The sequence below is a fragment of the Bacillus sp. SRI_025 genome (assembly GCF_057592095.1).
The window spans coordinates 94,652-114,664 of sequence record NZ_JBYEGB010000001.1; the positions used below are offsets into that span (position 1 = coordinate 94,652).

At 41.5% G+C, this 20,013-nt stretch carries 21 protein-coding genes and 1 pseudogene; 8 read left to right on the forward strand and 14 right to left on the reverse strand.

What is annotated here, in order from left to right; all coding sequences use genetic code 11:
- Nucleotides 1-73: 73 nt before the first annotated feature.
- From adeR to AC20OE_RS00550, 3 genes are all read left to right on the forward strand, one after another.
- Complete coding sequence (gene adeR, locus AC20OE_RS00540) at nucleotides 74-1,303, forward strand: sporulation transcriptional activator AdeR (protein WP_487268005.1); 1,230 nt, start codon at nucleotides 74-76, stop codon at nucleotides 1,301-1,303.
- Nucleotides 1,304-1,413: 110 nt separating this feature from the next.
- Complete coding sequence (ald, locus tag AC20OE_RS00545; RefSeq protein ID WP_047203321.1) at nucleotides 1,414-2,550, forward strand: alanine dehydrogenase; 1,137 nt, start codon at nucleotides 1,414-1,416, stop codon at nucleotides 2,548-2,550.
- 117 nt (nucleotides 2,551-2,667) lie between these two features.
- The gene (locus AC20OE_RS00550) at nucleotides 2,668-3,264 is read left to right on the forward strand and encodes a biotin transporter BioY (RefSeq protein ID WP_059375935.1); all 597 of its coding nucleotides are present in this window, start codon (nucleotides 2,668-2,670) and stop codon (nucleotides 3,262-3,264) included.
- A 39-nt stretch (nucleotides 3,265-3,303) separates the two neighbouring features.
- On the opposite strand, the gene AC20OE_RS00555 is transcribed toward AC20OE_RS00550, so the two are convergent.
- The 3 genes from AC20OE_RS00555 to AC20OE_RS00565 form a co-directional block, all read right to left on the reverse strand.
- Nucleotides 3,304-4,080: a sporulation protein gene (locus AC20OE_RS00555; protein ID WP_059375939.1), complete on the reverse strand. Its 777-nt coding sequence runs from the start codon at nucleotides 4,078-4,080 to the stop codon at nucleotides 3,304-3,306.
- 159 nt (nucleotides 4,081-4,239) lie between these two features.
- Nucleotides 4,240-5,568, reverse strand: a complete 1,329-nt coding sequence (locus AC20OE_RS00560) for a Na+/H+ antiporter family protein (RefSeq protein WP_059375941.1) — start codon at nucleotides 5,566-5,568, stop codon at nucleotides 4,240-4,242.
- A gap of 140 nt (nucleotides 5,569-5,708) precedes the next feature.
- Complete coding sequence (locus AC20OE_RS00565; protein WP_039181166.1) at nucleotides 5,709-7,199, reverse strand: leucyl aminopeptidase; 1,491 nt, start codon at nucleotides 7,197-7,199, stop codon at nucleotides 5,709-5,711.
- Between the two features lie 324 nt (nucleotides 7,200-7,523).
- Here AC20OE_RS00565 and AC20OE_RS00570 point away from each other — a divergent pair, with 324 nt between their 5' ends.
- Nucleotides 7,524-8,000 (forward strand): divergent PAP2 family protein, encoded by a 477-nt coding sequence (locus tag AC20OE_RS00570; RefSeq protein ID WP_024423347.1) that lies wholly within the window; start codon nucleotides 7,524-7,526, stop codon nucleotides 7,998-8,000.
- A gap of 40 nt (nucleotides 8,001-8,040) precedes the next feature.
- Here the strand turns inward: AC20OE_RS00570 and AC20OE_RS00575 are convergent, their stop codons facing one another.
- From AC20OE_RS00575 to AC20OE_RS00590, 4 genes are all read right to left on the reverse strand, one after another.
- The gene (locus AC20OE_RS00575; RefSeq protein WP_039181168.1) at nucleotides 8,041-8,685 is read right to left on the reverse strand and encodes a 3D domain-containing protein; all 645 of its coding nucleotides are present in this window, start codon (nucleotides 8,683-8,685) and stop codon (nucleotides 8,041-8,043) included.
- Between the two features lie 99 nt (nucleotides 8,686-8,784).
- A complete protein-coding gene (locus AC20OE_RS00580; protein WP_039181171.1) occupies nucleotides 8,785-9,105 on the reverse strand; it encodes a YuiB family protein in 321 nt (106 codons plus the stop codon).
- A gap of 81 nt (nucleotides 9,106-9,186) precedes the next feature.
- Entirely contained in the window at nucleotides 9,187-9,312 is a 126-nt protein-coding gene (locus AC20OE_RS00585) for a YuiA family protein (protein ID WP_158333015.1), read from the reverse strand.
- Nucleotides 9,313-9,447: 135 nt separating this feature from the next.
- A complete protein-coding gene (locus AC20OE_RS00590; RefSeq protein WP_024423350.1) occupies nucleotides 9,448-10,665 on the reverse strand; it encodes an NAD(P)/FAD-dependent oxidoreductase in 1,218 nt (405 codons plus the stop codon).
- Between the two features lie 391 nt (nucleotides 10,666-11,056).
- Here AC20OE_RS00590 and yumC point away from each other — a divergent pair, with 391 nt between their 5' ends.
- Nucleotides 11,057-12,055 carry a ferredoxin--NADP reductase 2 gene (gene yumC / locus AC20OE_RS00595; protein WP_039181175.1) on the forward strand — a complete coding sequence of 333 codons (999 nt, stop codon included), beginning with the start codon at nucleotides 11,057-11,059 and terminating at the stop codon, nucleotides 12,053-12,055.
- 46 nt (nucleotides 12,056-12,101) lie between these two features.
- Here the strand turns inward: yumC and AC20OE_RS00600 are convergent, their stop codons facing one another.
- On the reverse strand, nucleotides 12,102-12,308 hold the full coding sequence (locus AC20OE_RS00600; protein ID WP_012011136.1) for a hypothetical protein: 207 nt from the start codon (nucleotides 12,306-12,308) through the stop codon (nucleotides 12,102-12,104).
- Nucleotides 12,309-12,524: 216 nt separating this feature from the next.
- Here AC20OE_RS00600 and AC20OE_RS00605 point away from each other — a divergent pair, with 216 nt between their 5' ends.
- Entirely contained in the window at nucleotides 12,525-13,292 is a 768-nt protein-coding gene (locus tag AC20OE_RS00605; protein ID WP_180272439.1) for a MerR family transcriptional regulator, read from the forward strand.
- A 297-nt stretch (nucleotides 13,293-13,589) separates the two neighbouring features.
- On the opposite strand, the gene AC20OE_RS00610 is transcribed toward AC20OE_RS00605, so the two are convergent.
- From AC20OE_RS00610 to AC20OE_RS00620, 3 genes are all read right to left on the reverse strand, one after another.
- Nucleotides 13,590-13,952, reverse strand: a complete 363-nt coding sequence (locus AC20OE_RS00610) for a HesB/IscA family protein (protein ID WP_024423354.1) — start codon at nucleotides 13,950-13,952, stop codon at nucleotides 13,590-13,592.
- A gap of 74 nt (nucleotides 13,953-14,026) precedes the next feature.
- Nucleotides 14,027-14,881 (reverse strand): diaminopimelate epimerase, encoded by an 855-nt coding sequence (gene dapF / locus AC20OE_RS00615; RefSeq protein ID WP_059375945.1) that lies wholly within the window; start codon nucleotides 14,879-14,881, stop codon nucleotides 14,027-14,029.
- 270 nt (nucleotides 14,882-15,151) lie between these two features.
- Nucleotides 15,152-15,388, reverse strand: coding sequence for a YuzB family protein (locus tag AC20OE_RS00620; RefSeq protein WP_008346813.1), 237 nt, complete (start codon nucleotides 15,386-15,388; stop codon nucleotides 15,152-15,154).
- A 255-nt stretch (nucleotides 15,389-15,643) separates the two neighbouring features.
- Here AC20OE_RS00620 and AC20OE_RS00625 point away from each other — a divergent pair, with 255 nt between their 5' ends.
- Nucleotides 15,644-16,711, forward strand: a complete 1,068-nt coding sequence (locus tag AC20OE_RS00625) for an NAD(P)/FAD-dependent oxidoreductase (protein ID WP_034282611.1) — start codon at nucleotides 15,644-15,646, stop codon at nucleotides 16,709-16,711.
- A 50-nt stretch (nucleotides 16,712-16,761) separates the two neighbouring features.
- Here the strand turns inward: AC20OE_RS00625 and AC20OE_RS00630 are convergent, their stop codons facing one another.
- Together AC20OE_RS00630 and AC20OE_RS00635 are read right to left on the reverse strand one after the other, a co-directional pair.
- Entirely contained in the window at nucleotides 16,762-16,992 is a 231-nt protein-coding gene (locus AC20OE_RS00630) for a hypothetical protein (RefSeq protein ID WP_039181181.1), read from the reverse strand.
- Nucleotides 16,993-17,091: 99 nt separating this feature from the next.
- Nucleotides 17,092-17,421 (reverse strand): YuzD family protein, encoded by a 330-nt coding sequence (locus tag AC20OE_RS00635; protein ID WP_047203329.1) that lies wholly within the window; start codon nucleotides 17,419-17,421, stop codon nucleotides 17,092-17,094.
- Between the two features lie 121 nt (nucleotides 17,422-17,542).
- On the opposite strand from AC20OE_RS00635, the pseudogene AC20OE_RS00640 reads away from it, so the two are divergent.
- Nucleotides 17,543-17,842, forward strand: a pseudogene (locus tag AC20OE_RS00640) (NifU family protein).
- A 199-nt stretch (nucleotides 17,843-18,041) separates the two neighbouring features.
- Here AC20OE_RS00640 and AC20OE_RS00645 read toward each other — a convergent pair.
- Nucleotides 18,042-20,012 (reverse strand): alpha/beta hydrolase family protein, encoded by a 1,971-nt coding sequence (locus AC20OE_RS00645; protein ID WP_487268014.1) that lies wholly within the window; start codon nucleotides 20,010-20,012, stop codon nucleotides 18,042-18,044.
- Nucleotide 20,013: the final 1 nt, after the last annotated feature.

Genomic DNA, 20,013 nt, shown 5'->3' on the forward strand with positions numbered 1-20,013 from the left:
TTTTGTTGATTTACGTACCTCATTCTCTTCATAATGTAAGTACGTGAAATATTCGAAAAAGCAGGGGTTTTTTATGACAAAAAAGACAGATCCGTTTAAGTATAGTCTTGATCGTTTAGAGGATGTGGCAGACCAAATAAGTGATGTGCTCAATTGCCCTATTACTATAGAAGATACTCATCATCGATTATTGGCATATAGCACACACAATGATTTTACTGATCCCGCCAGAACTTCAACCATTATCTCCCGCCGGGTACCGGAAAAAGTCATCAATCGGCTTTGGAAGGACGGCATCATTCCTACACTCCTTAAAACAGACGAACCGCTTCGTGTCCCTCAAATTGCAGAGGTGGGTTTATCTAGCAGGGTCGCCATATCCATCTGGAAGGACAAAGAAGTGCTTGGATTTATTTGGGCGATTGAATCCGCACAGCCATTTTCAGAAGAAGAAATGGACCTTCTCAAAATGGCAGCACATGCCGTGAAAAACAAATTACTCAATTTACAAATTCGAAAAACAAAAACAGAGGAACGCAATCAGGAGCTTTTCTGGAAGATGCTTACGGGTCATATTCATGAAAAGGATGAGATGCTTGACCTTTTTTTAAGACTTGGCATCAGATGTCCAGACACATATGCCATCATCATCTTCCGTCTTCGTGACGAACTCACAGAGGAGACAGAAAAAAAGCTGTCCTATCTGCTTGAAACAACACAGCAAGTACAGGTATTGTTAACGACTGTTGATTTTCACGAATTCATTATTCTTGTCTCACCAAAAACAGAACATCCACTTCAAGATATTAAACAATTCACAAGCGGCATGCTGCAGCAGCTTGCGGACCGGTATCATATTCAGCATGTTCAGGCAGCAATTGGAGGAATTTACGATAACATCTCTCAAATTCAGCCTTCCTATAAAGAAGCACTGGCTGTATTAAAAACGAAAGAACGCTTTCCAGTTGAAACAGAACGTTTAAACAGCTTTTCTGAACTAGGCATTTATCAATACCTTGATGTGCTTGCTGAGAAGCGAAAGGGCTCTTCTTACTCCAGTTACTCTTTATCGAAGCTGGAGGATTACGACCTGAGGCATCATTCCAACCTCGTCGAAACACTTGAACGGTTTATTGACTGTGACAGCAATGCCAATATTGCCGCAAAGCAATTAAATATCCACATCAATACCTTAAATTATCGATTAAAACGGATTACAGATATCGCAGAAATTGATTTAAAAAACATGAATGAGAAAATGACCATATACCTTGATATGAAGCTAAAAAACGTCCCTTTGTGAAATTTCACAAAGAGGCGTTTTTTTATTTTTTATTTCAACCGAAGAATTTTCTAAACTTTCAGGATACACTAGACATACAATATCAATAGATAAGCATAGGAGGAATAAACATGATCATCGGCATTCCGAAAGAAATTAAGAACAATGAAAACCGAGTGGCATTAACACCAGGAGCAGCTTCTCAATTGCTTTCAGCTGGACATCAGATTTTAATTGAAACAAACGCTGGTTTTGGAAGCGGATTCACTGATGACGATTATGTATCTGTTGGTGCAGAGATTCTTGATCAGGCGAAAGATGTATGGGCATCTTCTGATATGATCATGAAAGTAAAAGAACCATTACCTGAGGAATATCCTTATTTCAGAGAAGGACTCATCTTATTTACGTATCTGCATCTAGCCGCAGAGCCCTCCTTGGCTGAAGCATTAAAACAAAAAGGCGTTACAGCCATTGCTTATGAAACCGTAACGGACGGAAAATCACTCCCTCTTCTCACACCTATGTCTGAAGTAGCAGGCAGAATGGCCGCTCAAATAGGTGCACAATTTTTAGAAAAGCCAAAAGGCGGAAAGGGTATTTTACTTGCAGGTGTACCAGGGGTATCAAGAGGAAAGGTCACCATTATTGGCGGCGGAGTTGTTGGAACAAACGCAGCGAAAATGGCAATCGGACTTGGCGCAGATGTCACCCTGATTGATGTAAATGCAGAACGCCTGCGTCAGCTGGACGACCAATTTGGCCATCAAATGAAAACGTTAATGTCCAACCCTGTCAACATTGCAGATTCAGTCAGTGAAGCAGATCTTCTCATTTGTGCTGTGCTGATTCCTGGTGCCAAAGCACCGACACTTGTGACAGAAGAAATGGTGAAACAAATGAAACCTGGTTCTGTCATTGTAGATGTAGCGATTGATCAAGGCGGCATTGTCGAAACCATTGATCATATCACAACCCATGACCAGCCTACTTATGAAAAACACGGCATATTGCATTATGCTGTCGCCAACATGCCAGGTGCGGTTCCGCGGACATCAACTGTTGCGTTAACGAATGTCACTGTTCCATATGCACTGCAAATTGCGAATAAAGGCGTTGCAAAAGCCATTAGAGAAAACAATGCCATCGCAGAAGGTGTCAATGTCATGAACGGACATATCACGTACGAAGCGGTTGCTCGTGATCTCGGCTATGATTACGTACCTGTCAGCAAAGCCATCGATGCCACTTTTATGACTGAAGCTTAATCAACTACCCGCCCTCTTGATGGGCGGGTTTTTATTGTTAACTTAAAATAAAAACAAGTTGACAAAATTTCTTCTTCCCCTTAATCTATTTGTACAGATAAGACAGGGGGAAACATCATGCAAAAGAAGACACGAACTGCTGACTTTGTGCTAGTCGGAATGTTTGCTGCACTCATGGCTATCGGGGCCAATATCACATCCATTGTGCCGTTTTTACAAGTCGGCGGAATTCCACTTACGATGCAGCCGTTTTTTTGTGTGCTTGCCGGTCTCTTACTCGGCAGACGGCTTGGGGCATTAGCTATGATTGTCTATGCCTTGGTTGGAATTGCTGGTGCACCTGTATTCGCCCAGTTCTCTGCGGGCTTTGGGGTCATTTTAGGCAAAAGCGGTGGCTTTGTATTATCGTACATCCCTGCTGCCTGGCTTGCCGGATTCATTCTAGAAAAAAGAAAAAACCCTGGCTTTGGTCGCTTTTTGCTTGCAGCCATTGCTGGTACGACCGTGATGTATGTGATCGGAACGACCTATACATACCTCGCATTAAATGTATGGCTCGATGCACCGATTTCCTATCAAACCACATGGTTCTTTATGATCTGGTTTATGGTAAAAGACTACGCATTGACTATATTACTTGCGATGCTGGCACCTAAAATTTATCGCTCTGTATCCAAAGCCACATCCTTTCGAAAACAAGAAGCTGTATCATAGAAAAAAGAGCCTGTCATCATTCAGGCTCTTTTTTCATCGTTACTCAGCGTATTGATCTATGATTTGTTCTAGCATTCCTTCAAGCACTTCTACATTTTCAAGATCTGATGGACTGAAGCGGTAGCGCGCAAGCTGTTCTCCTTCATTATACATCTCTTCGAGCCATCCTCTCAGGCCTCTTGCTCTGCGGTCGACTTCAAAAACAATGTCTAAGCCGCCTTCATCTATCAGAAAAATCAGCTCTAGCTCATCAAGCATATAGCGATAGTAGTCTGATGTCGGAATGAACTCGAATTCTTGGACGAATGGCAGGCGCCGCTGAAAGTAAGGTGCTTGCTCACAGTCTGCTTCGTTCAGGTGGAAGCCAAGATTTCTAGTGGCCTCCAGTACATTTCTCACCCAAGGATGTGCTTCAACGAAAATGCGGTCATAGTCAGATTTATCGATTCCGCCTTGGATATCAAGGTCTGTCTCCACTGCAATTTCTACTTTTCCGATCGTCATCGGGGTATCAATAGGAAGAATAAATGAAAACGGAAATTCATGCTTTTCTCCAGGCTGGATGGTAAAAGAATCCGCCACCCGGACAGAATGGATGTTGGCATATTTTCTACGCTCTTCATCATCTTTTACAATCACATACTGTGTTTCAATTTTAACATTGATATGACGGATTTCCTGAGAGATTTTCCCGCCCTTTACATGGACAGTTCCCTTTACTTCTTGTCCTGGATAATAAGCGTTTTTCTCCAAAATGGTATCTACTTTCGCTGCACCAATCCCAGCACTTGCCGCTAGCTTTTTAAAAAATGACATATCCCATCTTCCCCTTTTCATTTTTATCAGCATATATACGTAAGATAGAGGAAGAAAGATTCATTTAATTCATACTTTTGTCCTAATTATTTTTTCATCTACGAACAACAAAAAAGCTTATAGAAAAAACATCATCGTTTTCTCTACAAGCTTTTCATTTTACAGAATAATCGCCGCCAGCCAGCCGAACAGAACAAGCGGAATATTATAATAGATAAAAGTCGGGACACAAGTTCCCCAAATGTGGTGATGCTGTCCATCCATATTCAATCCAGATGTTGGTCCAAGCGTACTGTCACTTGCAGGTGAACCTGCATCTCCAACAGCCGCAGCAGAGCCAATAATGGCAATGGTGGCCATTGGACTAAATCCTAAGTGTAAGCAAAGTGGAACAAAGATGGTTGTAATAATCGGAATCGTTGCAAATGATGATCCGATCCCCATTGTCACAAGCAGGCCGACAAGCAGCATTAAAATCGCTGCAAGGCTCTGGCTGTTGCCGATAAATTGGGAAGATGCCTTGACAAGAGATTCAATGTCTCCTGTTTTTGTTAAAACGTTGGCAAACCCAGCGGCAACAAGCATAACAAAACCGATAAATGCCATCATATTCATTCCAGATGTAATGAGTTCATCTGCTTCATCGCGTTTCATCATTCCAGTCACAAACAAGACAAGCAGTCCTGCGAGTGCACCGAAGATCATTCCTTCCACACCAAGGCTTTGCGATAGATAAAGCTGGACAATCAACGAAACGAGAATAGCAAGACCGGCAAAGAATAAGCTTTTTTTCGTATAAGCCGATTTCTCTACATCTGTAATTTCACGATTCTCATATACCTTCGGCTTTCGATATACAAAAATGGAAACAATCAAGCCAAGAACCATTCCTGCTACAGGAATCAGCATCGCATACGGAATATCTGCAAGGTTTACGGTCAGACCCGCTTCCTTCATATTGTCACGAAGCATTCCGTGGAAAATCTGTCCAAAACCGACTGGAAGTAATATATATGGTGCAGTGAGTCCGAAGGTAATGACACACGCTAGCAGTCTGCGGTCAATCTGAAGCTCGTTAAACACCTTTAATAACGGCGGAATGAGGACTGGGATAAAGGCAATGTGAACAGGAACGACGTTCTGTGAAAAACAGGACACGATCAAAATAACAAGAACGATGAGCACTTTTGATAGTGTTTTCCGTCTTGAATCGCCTTCTTTACCTAGAAGCTTCACTGCTCCTTCAACCATAGCATCTGGCAGACCTGTTTTCGTCAGTGCCGCCGCAAATGCCCCTAATAACGCATAACTAATCGCCACGGTTGCATTTCCTCCGAGTCCGTCCGTAAAGGCGTTCACTGTTCCTCCCAAGCCTAATCCACCTGCAAGTCCGCCAGCTAAAGCGCCTATTGCCAGCGCAATCACGACATTGACCCGCAGTAAGCTTAATATCAACATTAAAACAACCGCTAAAACAACTGCATTCATGGTGAAACCCCCGAAATCCTTTAGTTTACTAATGTAGTAGATAATTAAAGTACCAACGTATGTTACCATATAAAAAAAACTTCGTCAAATGGCGTATGTCCTACATAAAAAAGCTCTGCCATCCGGCAGAGCCTTATCCCTTATTTTGTTCCTTCAAATCGTTCCACAAATGTAGCAAGTGATCTTACCATCACACCTGTTGCCCCTGTTGGCCCAAAGCATGAAGGTTTTTCTGTTGTTGCAGTTCCTGCAATATCTAAGTGAACCCAAGGCGTATCCTCTGCGAATTCACCAATGAAAGCACCTGCCATGATCGCATGACCATCACGGCCTGGTGAGTTATTGAGATCAGCCATTTTGCTGTTTCGTACTCGTTTCTTATCTTTTTCCGTGATTGGCAGCTGCCAGATCATTTCACCGCATTCTTCTGATGCTTCTTTAAACTGAGCGTACAGCTCATCGTTATTGGTCATTACGCCTGTTGTCTCATTTCCAAGCGCCACAATGACACCGCCTGTTAATGTGGCCACATCTACAAGGACAGAGGCACCGTGCTGCTTCGCATATGTCACCCCATCTGCTAAAACAAGACGGCCTTCTGCATCTGTATTGAGCACTTCGATTGTTTTCCCACTTAGTGACACAATGACGTCATCCGGCTTCATAGCGTCTGCGGAAATCATATTATCCGTTGAGGCGATGACCGCAATGACATTTTGCTCTGGGCGAAGTTCTCCGATGATTTCCATTGCGCCTAAAACAGAGGCTGAGCCGCCCATATCTGTTTTCATGCCAACCATACTCGCTCTTGGCTTTAAAGAGTAGCCGCCGGTATCATACGTGATGCCTTTACCAACAAGGCCGATGACGTCTGTCCATTCTTCCTTGCCTTGGTATTTCAGCACGATGAGTTTTGGCGGTTCGGTTGAGCCTCTATTGACGGCTAAAATACCGCCCATTCCGAGCTCTTCCATTTGTTCTTTATCTAAAATTTCAATCTCAAATTCATATTTATATGCAAGCTCTGCCGCATACGAAGCGAGATCAGAGGATGTGAGCATGTTCGGCGGCATATTCACAAGGGTACGGGCCGAATTGACTGACTGTCCGTACACTTCGCCGACTTTCAGACTCGCCTGAATTTCAGCTTGATCATGCTCCGTCGTTGCATAAACAAACTCGATAAAGCGATCTGGTTCATTTGTTTTATGTTTAAAATCCTGCAATTCATATGTAGCTAAAAGGCAGCTTTCAGAAAGGGCATGGGCTGCATCTTGAGCAGGCAGATCCTTTCCAACAAACGTATCCAGCAAGACAGAAACCGCTTGCTTTTTATCTTGATGAAGCTTTTTAAATAAATGGGCAAACACTTCTTTAGCCTCTTCAAACGTGTAATCTGATTCCTTCCCAAGCCCGACAAAATAAATGCGTTTGATGCCTGTTTCAGGGGAGGGGAAAAACTTCGAAAGCTGATTTCGTTTGGATGAAATGTCGCCTTCTTTTAATAATTCAGTGATTCTTCCTTCAAGTAATTCATCCATTTCTTTTGCTTTTCCTGATAATTGGCTCTTTTGAAAAAGTCCGATCGCCAGTGTATCTTTATGCTGCAATTCATTTGTCGAGAAAAACATATTTATCACACGCTCCTTAATGAACTCCATTTTTCACATTGGAACTTCTATTATATCAAAATTTGCGTGCCTATACGATCATTGCCAGTCTGTCTTTACTTGATGAACATTTATATTTTCACACGTGGAAGGGCATCATGAAAAAGCAGCGAAAACCTAAGCAGCCTGTCCGTGTTCTCCTCGTTCCACATCTAGTTTCTTTAATGTTATAATGAACATGGACTTGGCAGCATTTTTTACTGCTATCATTTTTTCATCATACTAGGATTTTTAGTTCATCATTTCGCACGATATTTTTTCTTAAAGAGAGGATGTTTCTTGTTCATGAGCGTACTGACGAATTTTCCGCTGCTTGCCAGCCTAGCAGCCATCTTTTTTGCACAATTTGTAAAAGTACCGATTCAATTTATTATTTCTAGACGACTAGATTGGTCGCTCATTACAAGCACAGGCGGAATGCCAAGTTCACACTCCGCAGCAGTAACAGCACTCTCCACAGCAGTGGCTTTAGAGCACGGGCTAGATACATCTATCTTTGCCATTTCCGCCATCTTTGCAATTATTACTATGTTTGATGCGACAGGCGTTCGCAGACAGGCAGGAGAACAGGCGACTGTTCTCAACAAGCTCGTAACAGATTTTAACCGATTTGTTTCCGAAGCAAAGAATTTCCCAAATGCGGAAGAAAAAGAAAAGCAAAAGAAATTAAAAGAGCTTCTTGGTCATAAGCCGATTGAAGTCTTCTTCGGCGGCTTAACAGGGATCTTGCTGACACTCATCTTAGATTATTACTTCATGTAGAAGCGAAAAAGCTTTGGACCTTAAATGGACCAAAGCTTTTTTATTCTTTATTGGCTTGAAACTGCTGACGGAATACTTGCATCGATTCTGCTTCATTGAGCTGATTTAAGTCTTTTTCCGTTAACGTTCCTTCGCCCTTTTTGATGATATAAACATCGAGCACTTTTTTACCCCATTCTCTATACACATCATCAACGGTTTCATAGTATAAATCAAGCTTATGACCTTTAATCGCTTTCCCGGTATCTGCAACGACACCGTAGCCATAGTTTGGGATAAACAGCACCGTTCCAATCGGAAAAACGGATGGGTCGGCTGCCACTGTTGAATATAAATCACGTTTCACTTTGACGCCTGAATATGTAATGCCATATGCATGATGTTCTTTCGTTTTGCCTGTTGATTCCACACCTGCTGTATAGCCGGTTGCCACAACCTTCTGCTTCGGATAATCGTTCCAATTAAACGCTTCTTCGAGAGAAACAGATCGCATGTCTTCACTTTTGAGTGCCATCGTTTCCCTTTTTGGCTGCTGAAAAAAAGAAGACACTTGCTTGCCCGCATCGGTCTCTTTCACCCACGCAGCTAAATCACTTGGTTCGACTCCAGATATGCCCGTAAAGCTTGTCAAAAGTGCAATCATGAATAGCGCTGTCATGAACAATCGTTTCATCCATGTTTTCATCTCTATTTGTCACTCCTCTACCCATCTATTTGTTTCCAAACAAAATGGAAACTATGCAAAGGAGAAACAAAAAAACCCACTTGCGTGTCCACAAGTGAGTTAAAACATTTGATACCCTCTTTTTCGAAGTGCATTAATGACAAAACCTGATGCGATCGCACCGATCAGGCCGCTTAATAAGATGATGATATCTGCCGCAGCGAGTGAGACGATCCGGTCTCCTATTCCTGAAAAAGCAGTGCCAGGCTCTCTTACATAAGCGATCATCTTTTGATTGTTAATAATGAAAAGGCATACAATTGGATATAAAATAGCCATAATCCATGACATTCTCAGCAGCATATTGAGCAAAAAGCCAATGCCAAAGAATAACACGAAAAATAAAATAACTGAAATGATAACGACTGGTAAACTGATCACTTCATCTCCACCCCCAAATATCCCATCATTAGTTTAACTTGGAAATAGAGATGAAGTCAATCAATGGAAAAAGCAGAACGATTAACGCTTCTTTCCTGTCCCTTTACATTCCTCACACGTTTCAGATCCGCCGAGCAATAGCTGAAAATACCCTTTTCCTGAACAATATTGACAGGCTGATGTTTTTTCCTTTGTTTGTGCATTCATATTGCTCACTCCTTAATCTAAATTTTCTGATAATTCATCATAACATATTTTACTGTCCAGTACCAAGTGAGAAAATATTCCGTCAAACATGAAAAAACGTGTACCACAGGGATACACGTTTTTGTCTATATCGGTTTAGAAGAACTTGAATTTTCCTTTTTTCAGAACAAGTCCTGGTCCGCCAACCATGAATAATGAACGGTTGTCGATGATTTTCTTCATTGCAGAAGCTTTTGTTCCTTGAAGTTTTTTACCAAACGCAACACCTACAGCGTCGTGTTCACCAAGAGAAGCAACTGTTCCTTTGATGTCTGGCTTAAAGCTTTCAAGAGAACCGCCTTTTACTAGTGCTGCAAGGTTTTTCGCTACTGTCTCACCTTGCTGCATAGCGATTTGTGCAGTTGGTGGGTATGGACGGTTGATTTCTTCATTGATAATCAATGAACAGTCACCAATGATGAAGACATCATCATTTTCTGGTACACGAAGATCTGGAGAAACTTTTACGCGGCCGCGCATGTTTTCAAAACCAGCTTCTTCAACGATTGGGTTACCGCGTACACCTGCAGCCCAAACAACAGTTGCAGCTTTGATTTCTTCTGTATCATCGTCTTTTCCAACAATGATACCTTCAGGCGTACATTCTTTGATCGCTGTACCGATTTTGAACTCAACACCTTTACCTTGAAGGTAGTTCATCGCATAGTCGATCAATTCTGGATCGAATCCAGGAAGAGCTGTTGGCGCAGCTTCTACACAGATGATACGCACGTCTTTTTGATCAATGTCATACTCTTTGCAAAGCTCAGGCACACGGTTTCCAAGCTCACCAAGGAACTCAATACCTGTGAATCCAGCGCCTCCGACAACGATCGTCAAACGCTCTGGACGTTTTTCAGCATCCGTATTATACGTAGCAAATTGAAGCTCGATGTGCTCACGAAGCTGACGAGCAGAGTTGATGTTAGAGATTGAGAATGCGTATTCTTTCAGTCCTGCAATACCAAATGTTTCAGGAACAGCACCAAGTGCAACAACAAGGTAATCATAAGAAAGTTCGCCATCTGATGTCACAACTTTCTTCGCTTCCTTATCAATGCTTTCAACTGTTGCTTGTACAAAGTTGACACGGGAACTGTTAATCACATCTTTGATTTGATAACGACAGCGGTCATGATGAAGTGTACCTGCACTTGCTTCATGTAACCATGTTGTTTCGTAATGATAATTATGCTTGTTCACAAGAGTAATATCCGCATCATTTGTGCCAAGCTGTTTTGTTAATCTTGTTACAGTCATTAATCCGCCATAACCTGCACCTAATACAACGATTTTCGGTTTATTCACTGGAATCACATCCACCTTTTTTAAATTTGCTGTAAAACGGATAAAGAATTACATATCGTTATTCTCAACCGCTTTGCGGCATTTTATGAAATTTAAACAAAAAAATAAGTATGTGAAAATCTGAACTTTCACCTACATAAAACGAAAGCATTTGACCGTATCCGACAAAAATTCATAAAAAATTAATATTTAGTTCCCTTAACAATAATAGCGAGTTCTGCTCCAATTTTCAAGGCTTTAAACTGAAAATCCTTATGATAAACGGTCTTTCTCACTTTTTCCTCCTTTTCAAAGCTTCAGCATCAAAAAACGACAAGTTTTTCAAAACAAGTCAAACGACGATATGTGGTATGATATGATATAGTGATAACAATTTTCATTTGGGAGGATTAAAGGAATGCAAGAAGATTCTAAGGTATATGACATTACCGTTATCGGGGGCGGCCCAGTTGGATTGTTTACTGCGTTTTACGGAGGCATGAGACAGGCAAGTGTGAAAATCATTGAAAGCCTTCCTCAGCTCGGCGGTCAACTATCCGCTCTTTACCCTGAAAAATATATTTATGATGTGGCTGGTTTCCCAAAAATCCGCGCACAAGAATTAGTTGATAACTTAAAGGAACAAATGGATAAATTTGATCAAACCATTTGCTTAGAGCAGGCAGTTGAAACAGTTGAAAAGCAAGCAGATGGGATCTTTAAACTTGTCACAAATCAAGAGGTTCATTACTCTAAAACGATCATCATCACAGCTGGTAACGGTGCATTTCAACCGAGAAAGCTTGAATTGGATACAGCAGAATCATTTGAAGGAAGCAATCTGCACTACTTCATTAATGACCTGAACCAATTTGCCGGCAGACGCGTGGCCGTTCTTGGCGGCGGAGACTCTGCGGTGGATTGGGCACTTATGCTTGAACCAATCGCAAAAGAAGTATCCATCATTCACCGCCGCGATAAATTCCGCGCACATGAGCACAGTGTAGAAAACCTGCACAACTCGAAAGTCAATGTGCTGACTCCATTTGTGCCAACTGAGCTCATTGGTGAAGACCGCATTGAACAGATCGTGCTAGAAGAAGTCAAAGGCGACAAAAAACAAGTGCTTGATGTGGACGATGTGATCGTCAACTTCGGTTTCGTTTCCTCCCTTGGACCAATCAAACAATGGGGCCTTGAAATCGAAAAGAACTCCATCGTAGTGAAATCTACAATGGAAACAAACATCGAAGGCTTCTATGCGGCAGGAGATATCTGCACGTATGAAGGAAAAGTCAAATTGATTGCAAGCGGATTTGGTGAAGCACCAACTGCTGTCAACAATGCGAAAGCCTACATGGACCCGAAAGCCCGTGTACAGCCTCTCCATTCCACAAGCTTATTTGAAAACAAATAAGAACGGATCAAAAAAGGAGTTCCCACTCGCGGAACTCCTTTTTCGTTTATTTAAAAACCCCAATATAGGCATTTGCCATTCCAAGTACCATTGCAGCAAGCAGCACCACAACAATCCCTGCCACAACCAAAATCACCCGATCCTTCACACGTTCCTTTTTCGGAAGCGGCTTCTCAATCCCGCAAGCTGGACACGTTTTGGAACGATACGGAATCAGTTCATGACAGTTCCTGCAATTGATTTGTTCACTCAAACCTCAGCAACCTCTTTTCTCACTACAGTTTATGTTTGGTTTTCATGATACTCTTTTCGAGTGGAAATAGCCAGTTGTTCGGGCCAGCTGTAACAAAATTGAGCGATTTTCGAAAAAAACACAAACAAGATCAACAATGATATAAATTTTTAAAAAGATGATTGACCCTAACGCAACGTCATATTTTATAGTGGATATCAAGAGAGGTGAATTGAAATGAAAGTGAAAGAAGTAGCTGAATTATTTGGTATTAGCATTCGTACACTTCATCATTACGACAAGATTGGTTTATTGACTCCAAGTGAAGTCACAGATAATCGTTATCGGCTCTATTCAGAAGAAAACCTTGAAACATTACAGCAAATACTATTTTTCAGGGAACTTGGATTTCCATTGAAGGAAATCCAAAAGATGATGCACAATTCTTCATTTAATAAGAAAGAAGCATTTATGCTACAAAGAAAAATGTTAATAGAGAAACGAGATAATCTCAATAAAATGATCGGAAATATTGATAAGACGCTACAACATTTAACGGGAGAAACTCAATACACATATAAAGAGAGGTTTGAGAATATGAATATGAAATTTAGTCAATATGAAGAAGAAGCTCGTCACCGTTGGGGAAATCAAGCTGTTGATGAAGTCAGCTCAAAACTAAATCATTTGTCTAAAGATGAACAAATTGAATTATCTGATAGCTGGGATAGCATATTGAATAAACTAGCCTCTCTTCGCAGCCATTCCCCTAAATCCAAAGAGGTGCAAATCGTCATCAAACAATGGTACGACTTTTTAAACGAAAACTTTCGTTATTACTCTCTTGATGCTTTTTACGGTTTAGGCCAACTCTATATTCAAGATGAACGTTTCACAAAGAATATAGATCGTTATGGTGAGGGCTTGGCATCATTTATGAGCGAAGCGATGAAAGTCTTTACTACTCTTCATAAAAGAGGGAACAGCTTTGAAAATGATGATTGAGAATACAATCGATTAATACGAAACGTTATTCTCAACGAAACACAACAAAGAACATTTTTTCCGACACACCATGATGAAACCTTTTGAAAAGATGTGAAAGATGAACAGAGGAAATACTAAGAAACTGCGAGCTTTTTTCTAATTAAATATCTTTATAAAGAGGACGTGCTGAGTGATTGAAGTCATGTCCTTTTTTTGCATCTTTAAAAACAACACAAAAAACCTCCTCAAGAAAATGATTAATATGAGGAGGTCTTCATTATACAAATGGTTTTACAGAATGAATCGCTTTAACTCTTAACACTCTTCAGGCGTACCGGTATTCGTTGCTGTTCTGAAAGAAGAACCGCACCCGCATGATGCGATGGCGTTTGGATTGTCAATCGTGAAACCGCCGCCCATTAGTGATTGTTTGAAATCAATGATGGTTCCGTTCATGATATCAAGGCTTTCGGAGTCGACAAGGACATTGATGCCGTGCTGCTCGAACTGCGTGTCTTTCTCTGAGACTTCATGGTCAAAGCCCATGCCGTATGAAAGACCGCTGCAGCCGCCGCCTTTTACGCCCACTCGCAGGAACGCATTTTCTTCTTCATGTTCTTTCATCATATCTTTAATCTGCAGTGCAGCAGCTTCTGTAATGGTTACTGGTGTACTCATGATCATCCCTCCTTTTGACTGGATGTTTCTTTTTCAATTATAAACGTGATGATGCCTTTTCTCAAATAAATGGTTTAGAGATAAAATGTCCCGTCACAAATGGTCTCCGCAGGTCCTGTCATAAGCACGTGGTCATTGTCTTTCCAGCGAATGATGAGGTCTCCGCCTGCTAAATGAACTGTCATGTCTGTTTCTTTTTTTGCCTGCCCATTCACAATTGTGGATACAGCCGCAGCACAAGCCCCTGTTCCGCAGGCCTGTGTAATGCCTGAGCCTCTTTCCCACACACGAAAATGCAGTTCGGTTTCACTGACAACTTCAACAAATTCTACATTGACGCCTTCTGGAAACATATCGTGTTTTTCAATGATCGGTCCAAGTGTATGAAGAGGCGCTTTTTCAATGTCCTCTAAATAAAAAACGATGTGCGGGTTTCCCATTGAAACGGCCGTTCCATTTAATTTCGCAGTGCCAAAATCAAGCGGCTCATTAACTGTTGTGCTGGCCGGTTCACCAAGCATCGGCATCGCTTCTTTTTCAAATCGTGGTTTTCCCATATCTACTGTGACTAGCTGAACATGACCATCTTGAGCGTGAACGGTAGCTTCAACGAGTCCTGACAATGTCTCAATCTGGAACGTTGTGTCCGTCACAATTTGATGCTCATACACATACTTTGCAACGCAGCGCAGCCCATTACCGCAGTTTTTGCCCTCTGATCCATCATTGTTGAAAATGCGCATCTTCACAGGTGCAACATCTGATGGGCAAATCAGGATCATCCCGTCAGAACCGATTCCTGTATAAACAGAAGAAACGCGAATCGCTATTTCTGATAGCTGCTCTTCTGGAAGCTGTTCCTTCATCTGATTAACGTAAATATAATTATTTCCTAATCCGTGCATTTTCGTGAATTGAAATGATGTCATGAGCTTCCTCCAAAAATGTTGTTTCTTTATAGTATAAAAGGAGTCGATTCAGGAGACAATCTTATCATCCCCCGTTTTTCATACATAGAAGCTCTTTGCTGCCATGGCAAAGGGCTTTTATTATGCATATGCCTCTTTTTCTCTCGTGTGATGTTTCATATTGATGATATTTTATTAGCATAACATATTGAATACGCTTTCCATTCATTCTCCTTAAAAATGGAAGGTGGAAGAGTGAAAAAAATGCACCTCATGACCCATGTGGTGCATTTAAAACATGTCGTTTTCCTCTATAAAAGCATAAATACGCTCGACTAGCTGCTCTGCATTTTCTCCTGAAACAAATTCTCCATTCACAAGTGCAAATGGGGAGTCCATACATTTGCCGCAATAGCTTAAACAGCCGTATTCCATTACGTCTAGGTTTGGGTCTTTTTCAAGCTTCTCTTTTGCTTCTTGAGACCCTTGTGCAAGATTACTTACACAAAATTCGATCAGTGGAAACACTGTGCTTCACCTCACATTGCCTTACCATCCTACCGAAATTCCTTGTATTAGTCAAAATATGAGCTTCATCTGTATCGTTACGCCTATTCCTCGTAAAATGTTTTACTATTTAGGACTAACTGATGAATATGTAGGTTATTTTGAAACAATTATTGTGGTTTCACAGTAAATTCGATATAATTTTATTTGGTATTTTAACTTAAAGTTTTTTAGTATAAGTGTTTTTCAATGTCTACGGGGAAAAGGAGAATCGTCATGAAAAATTTAGTCTTGATCGGCGGAGGTTACGGGAATATGCGGGTTCTCCACCGCTTATTGCCAAATCAATTACCTGATGATGTCACTATCACATTAATTGATCGAAATCCTTACCACTGTTTAAAAACAGAATATTATGCACTTGCTGCTGGAACGATCTCTGATCATCACATTCGAGTATCTTTTCCAGAGCATCCGAAGCTGGATATTCAATACGGGGAAGTAGAAAAAATTGATATTGAAAACAAACAGATCTTATTCAGCGACCGTGAACCGATTCCGTATGATGATACTGTGATTGGACTCGGCTGTGAGGACAAGTATCATAATGTCCCTGGTGCAAAAGAACATACATACAGCATTCAAACCATTGATCAGTCAAGACATGCGTATAACAAATTAAACAATTTGAGCGCAGGTGCAACGGTTGGCATCGTCGGTGCTGGACTTAGCGGGGTAGAGCTGGCCAGTGAACTAAGAGAAAGCCGTGCTGATTTAAACATTATTCTTTTTGACCGCGGAGAGTTGATACTATCAAGCTTCCCAAAAAGATTAAGTTTGTATGTGCAAAAGTGGTTTGAAGAAAATGACGTAAAGATCATTAACTGTGCCAATATTACAAAGGTTGAAGAAGGTGTCGTTTACAACCATGATGACGCAATTGAAGCAGATGTCATCGTGTGGACAGCAGGAATACAGCCAAGCAAAGTGGTACGAGAGATGGATGTTGAAAAAGACGCACAAGGCCGCGTCGTATTAACTCCTCATCATAATCTTCCAGGGGATGAGCATGTATATGTCGTAGGTGACTGCGCAAGTCTGCCTCATGCCCCAAGTGCACAGCTTGCTGAGGCGCAGGCAGAACAAATTGTCCAATCTCTGCAAAAACGCTGGAAAAATGAGCCGCTTCCTGAGGCTTATCCACAGTTTAAGCTAAAAGGTGTTTTAGGTTCTTTAGGGAAAAAAGCCGGCTTTGGCTTAGTGGCTGATCGTCCACTTGTTGGTCGGGTGCCAAGACTCCTGAAATCTGGACTCCTTTGGATGTACAAGCATCACAACGGCTAAAATCTTGTGAATTTTTTCTCAAAGCTCCTTCGTGACGAGGGAGCTTTTTTCTATGAAACGGCATGTGCCGATGAGTTGGTCCATTTGATCGGAGCAAGGGCAAGAATGCAGTCTTTACGAAAGGTTCTCATCGTCTTCTTCGATAAACAATACGCTTGGATAAGCTGATCCGTTTGACGGTGTACAATGATTTTTCTCTTCGTGCACTCTCCATTTTTCTTCATATAAATCATCTCAATCGGTACTTGCTGATGAAGAGATTGTTTCAGTAAATAATTCATGATGCTCACGCTCCTTTCATTTCATTATAAACGAACAAGCGTTCTTTTTCAACGCAAAAAGGAACGTTTGTTCGTTTTATACCACAAAAAAAGAACAGCTTATTCACTGTTCTCCTTGTACCCGTATTTCTCCATTTCTTGATAAATGTCTTTTAATTTCGGATTGCCCTCTCCAACGATTTGATCCTCTACTAAGACAAGTGGATAAAAAAATTCATCATCAAGAATTCGTTCAGACAATTCCTTTTGTTGTTCGTTTTCTGGCGGGTGCTCAATATCAATATATGTGATGCGAAATGGCTGATTCGGATATTTTCGTTTTAATGCTGCATCTAACCATTCAAATGTATCTTTTGAAGAAGGCAGATTCACGCAGCTAGCGCACAGTACATCTCTTCCATATACATAAAGATCGACAGTTTTGTTCATTTGACAAGCCCCCTATTCTTTCTTCATTTTAGCTGAATTTTCTGGATGAAAAAAGTCAAAATCACTTTTTGTTTCAAGATGAGATTGTGCTATAATGAGAAGGAAACTTTGAAACCAATCAATAGATTTTTATCGTCCAGATGAATATAATGGTGATATGTTGTGAAAGGAGCGATTATATCTAATGACTGAAGTCGAAATGAAAGACCAAGTACAGGAAGTACTGGACAAACTTCGTCCATTTCTATTACGTGATGGTGGAGACTGTGAGCTTGTAGACATTGAAGATGGCATTGTGAAATTACGTCTTCTTGGTGCATGCGGCAGCTGCCCAAGTTCAACCATTACATTGAAAGCCGGTATTGAGCGCGCATTATTAGAAGAAGTGCCTGGCGTTGTAGAAGTTGAACAGGTTTTCTAATTCATATATGACATGAAAACGACCCAATTAGGGTCGTTTTTTTCATGATTGACAAAGGCTTTAGCCCTTTGTCTTCTTTTCAGCGTGATAAGAAAAGGACGAGTACTGGCGCGGAGCGAATTTTCTATTCGTGAGCACCAGCACGCAGGACTGACACCGAATGCGAGGGTTTGTCAGCACGCTGAAGGGTCGTTTTTTATTAGGCTAGCTTTTCTCTAAACCATTCCTTTATAAAGGTCAGTCTTTGAATACGCTGCCCCGGGTGGCCGTTTCTGGATAAATCATGAGATGCCTTCGGGAATTTGACCAATCTTGTATCTTTCCCAAGCTCCTTCAATGCCACAAAAAGCTGTTCTGCTTGATCAACTGGGCAGCGATAATCTTCATCGCTGTGCAGGATGAGAAGCGGCGTATTCATCTGCTTCACATATTTTAGCGGAGAACGATCCCATAGCTTATCGACAGAATCATAAATATCCCCATCAATCTGCCACCTTGTAAAGAAATAACCGATATCACTAATGCCATAAAAGCTAATCCAGTTTGAAATGGAGCGCTGTGTGACAGCTGCGCGGAAGCGGTCGGTCTGACCGACAATCCAGTTGGTCATAAAACCGCCATAGCTCCCGCCAGTCACGCCGAGTCTTGTTTCATCAAGGAAATCATAGGCTTTGAGCACATGATCAACAGCCTGCATAACATCGTCATAATCAACGTCACCATAACTTCCTCTCACACGGTCGGTAAACATCTGTCCGTATCCATGACTTCCGTGCGGATTGATATACACGATGGCATAGCCTTCAGAAGCAAGCATTTGAAATTCATGAAAATACGTATAACCATACATCGCATGCGGTCCGCCATGAACCTCTAGAATGAGCGGATATTTCTCCCCCTCTTCCATCTTGGAAGGCTTCATAAACCAGCCATGCACCTCGTCGCCATCTTTTGACTGAAAAGAAAATGGTTCAGGTTCGGATACGACGTACTCCTTTAGAAAATCATGATGCTCAAACGTGATTTGCTTCAGTTCTGTCTCCCCTAATGTCAGCTCATATAGCTCGCTTGGTGAAACAGGTGAAAGCCGGCTGAGCAGCAGTTTGGATTCATCTGGATGAAGGCTGAAATTGGTGATATGTTCCGCCTCTAGTCGAACTGGATAGGCTAAACCTTCAATAGAGAAATAATAAATCCCTGTACTGCCTTGATCAGAAACAAGCGTATAAAATCCTTGGCTGTCTTTTGTCCACTGTGGAACTTGATAGGCCTCTCCCATCACGCTATCTCCTGCCATACAGTTTCCAACATACATATCGAGCATTTCTGATAGCTGAACCGCCTTGTCTTCTTTCAGATCATACAGCCATAATGATGGGAAGGTGGCATTTTGGAATTCACGCTCATGTCCAATATACAAAAGACTCTCTCCATTTGGAGAAAAAGATACGGTGGAATAAGCACCGTTTGCTTGTGTGATCTTTTTTGTCTGACCATCTTCTAATGAAAGAAGACACACGTCACTTATGTAAGGTATCTGTGGATTTAATTGAATAAAGGCAAGCCATTTGCCGCAAGGAGAAATCGTATGATTCATATGATGAACCTGCTCGCTCGTGATAGGCTCTACCTCTCCTGAACGGATATCCACTTTCACGATCTGTGTGACACGCCCATCTAAAAAGCCTCTTCCATCTGCTTTATAGGTCAAATCATCATATATCGCTGGAGCAAATTCATCTTGCTCTTTCTTTTTTTCATCATGAACAGATTCTGGTTGTTTCAATGACACAGCCGCATAAATGAATGCTGCGTCGGGAGAAAAGACAGGGTGAGATACTCCGTATGGAATCTTCGTTAAAGTACGCACGCCGCCTCCTTCGCTCTTTATGAGTGCGAGCTGAGGGACTTCCTTTGGCTTTTGCAAAATAAAAGCAAGCTGCCTGCCGTCCTTTGACCAAACTGGCTGATGATGCTTTCCATCCTCAAATGTCCATTGTGCCAGCTCCTCTGTCTCTTCATCTCGAACCCATAAATGGATATTGTAATCGTCCTTTTTCTCATTCACAGTGACTTTTGTAAAGACTGCCTTTTTTCCATCTGGTGAATAAACCGGATGAGAAACAGAAACAATCTTCGTTAAATCTTCTACCGACATCAATTTCTTCATG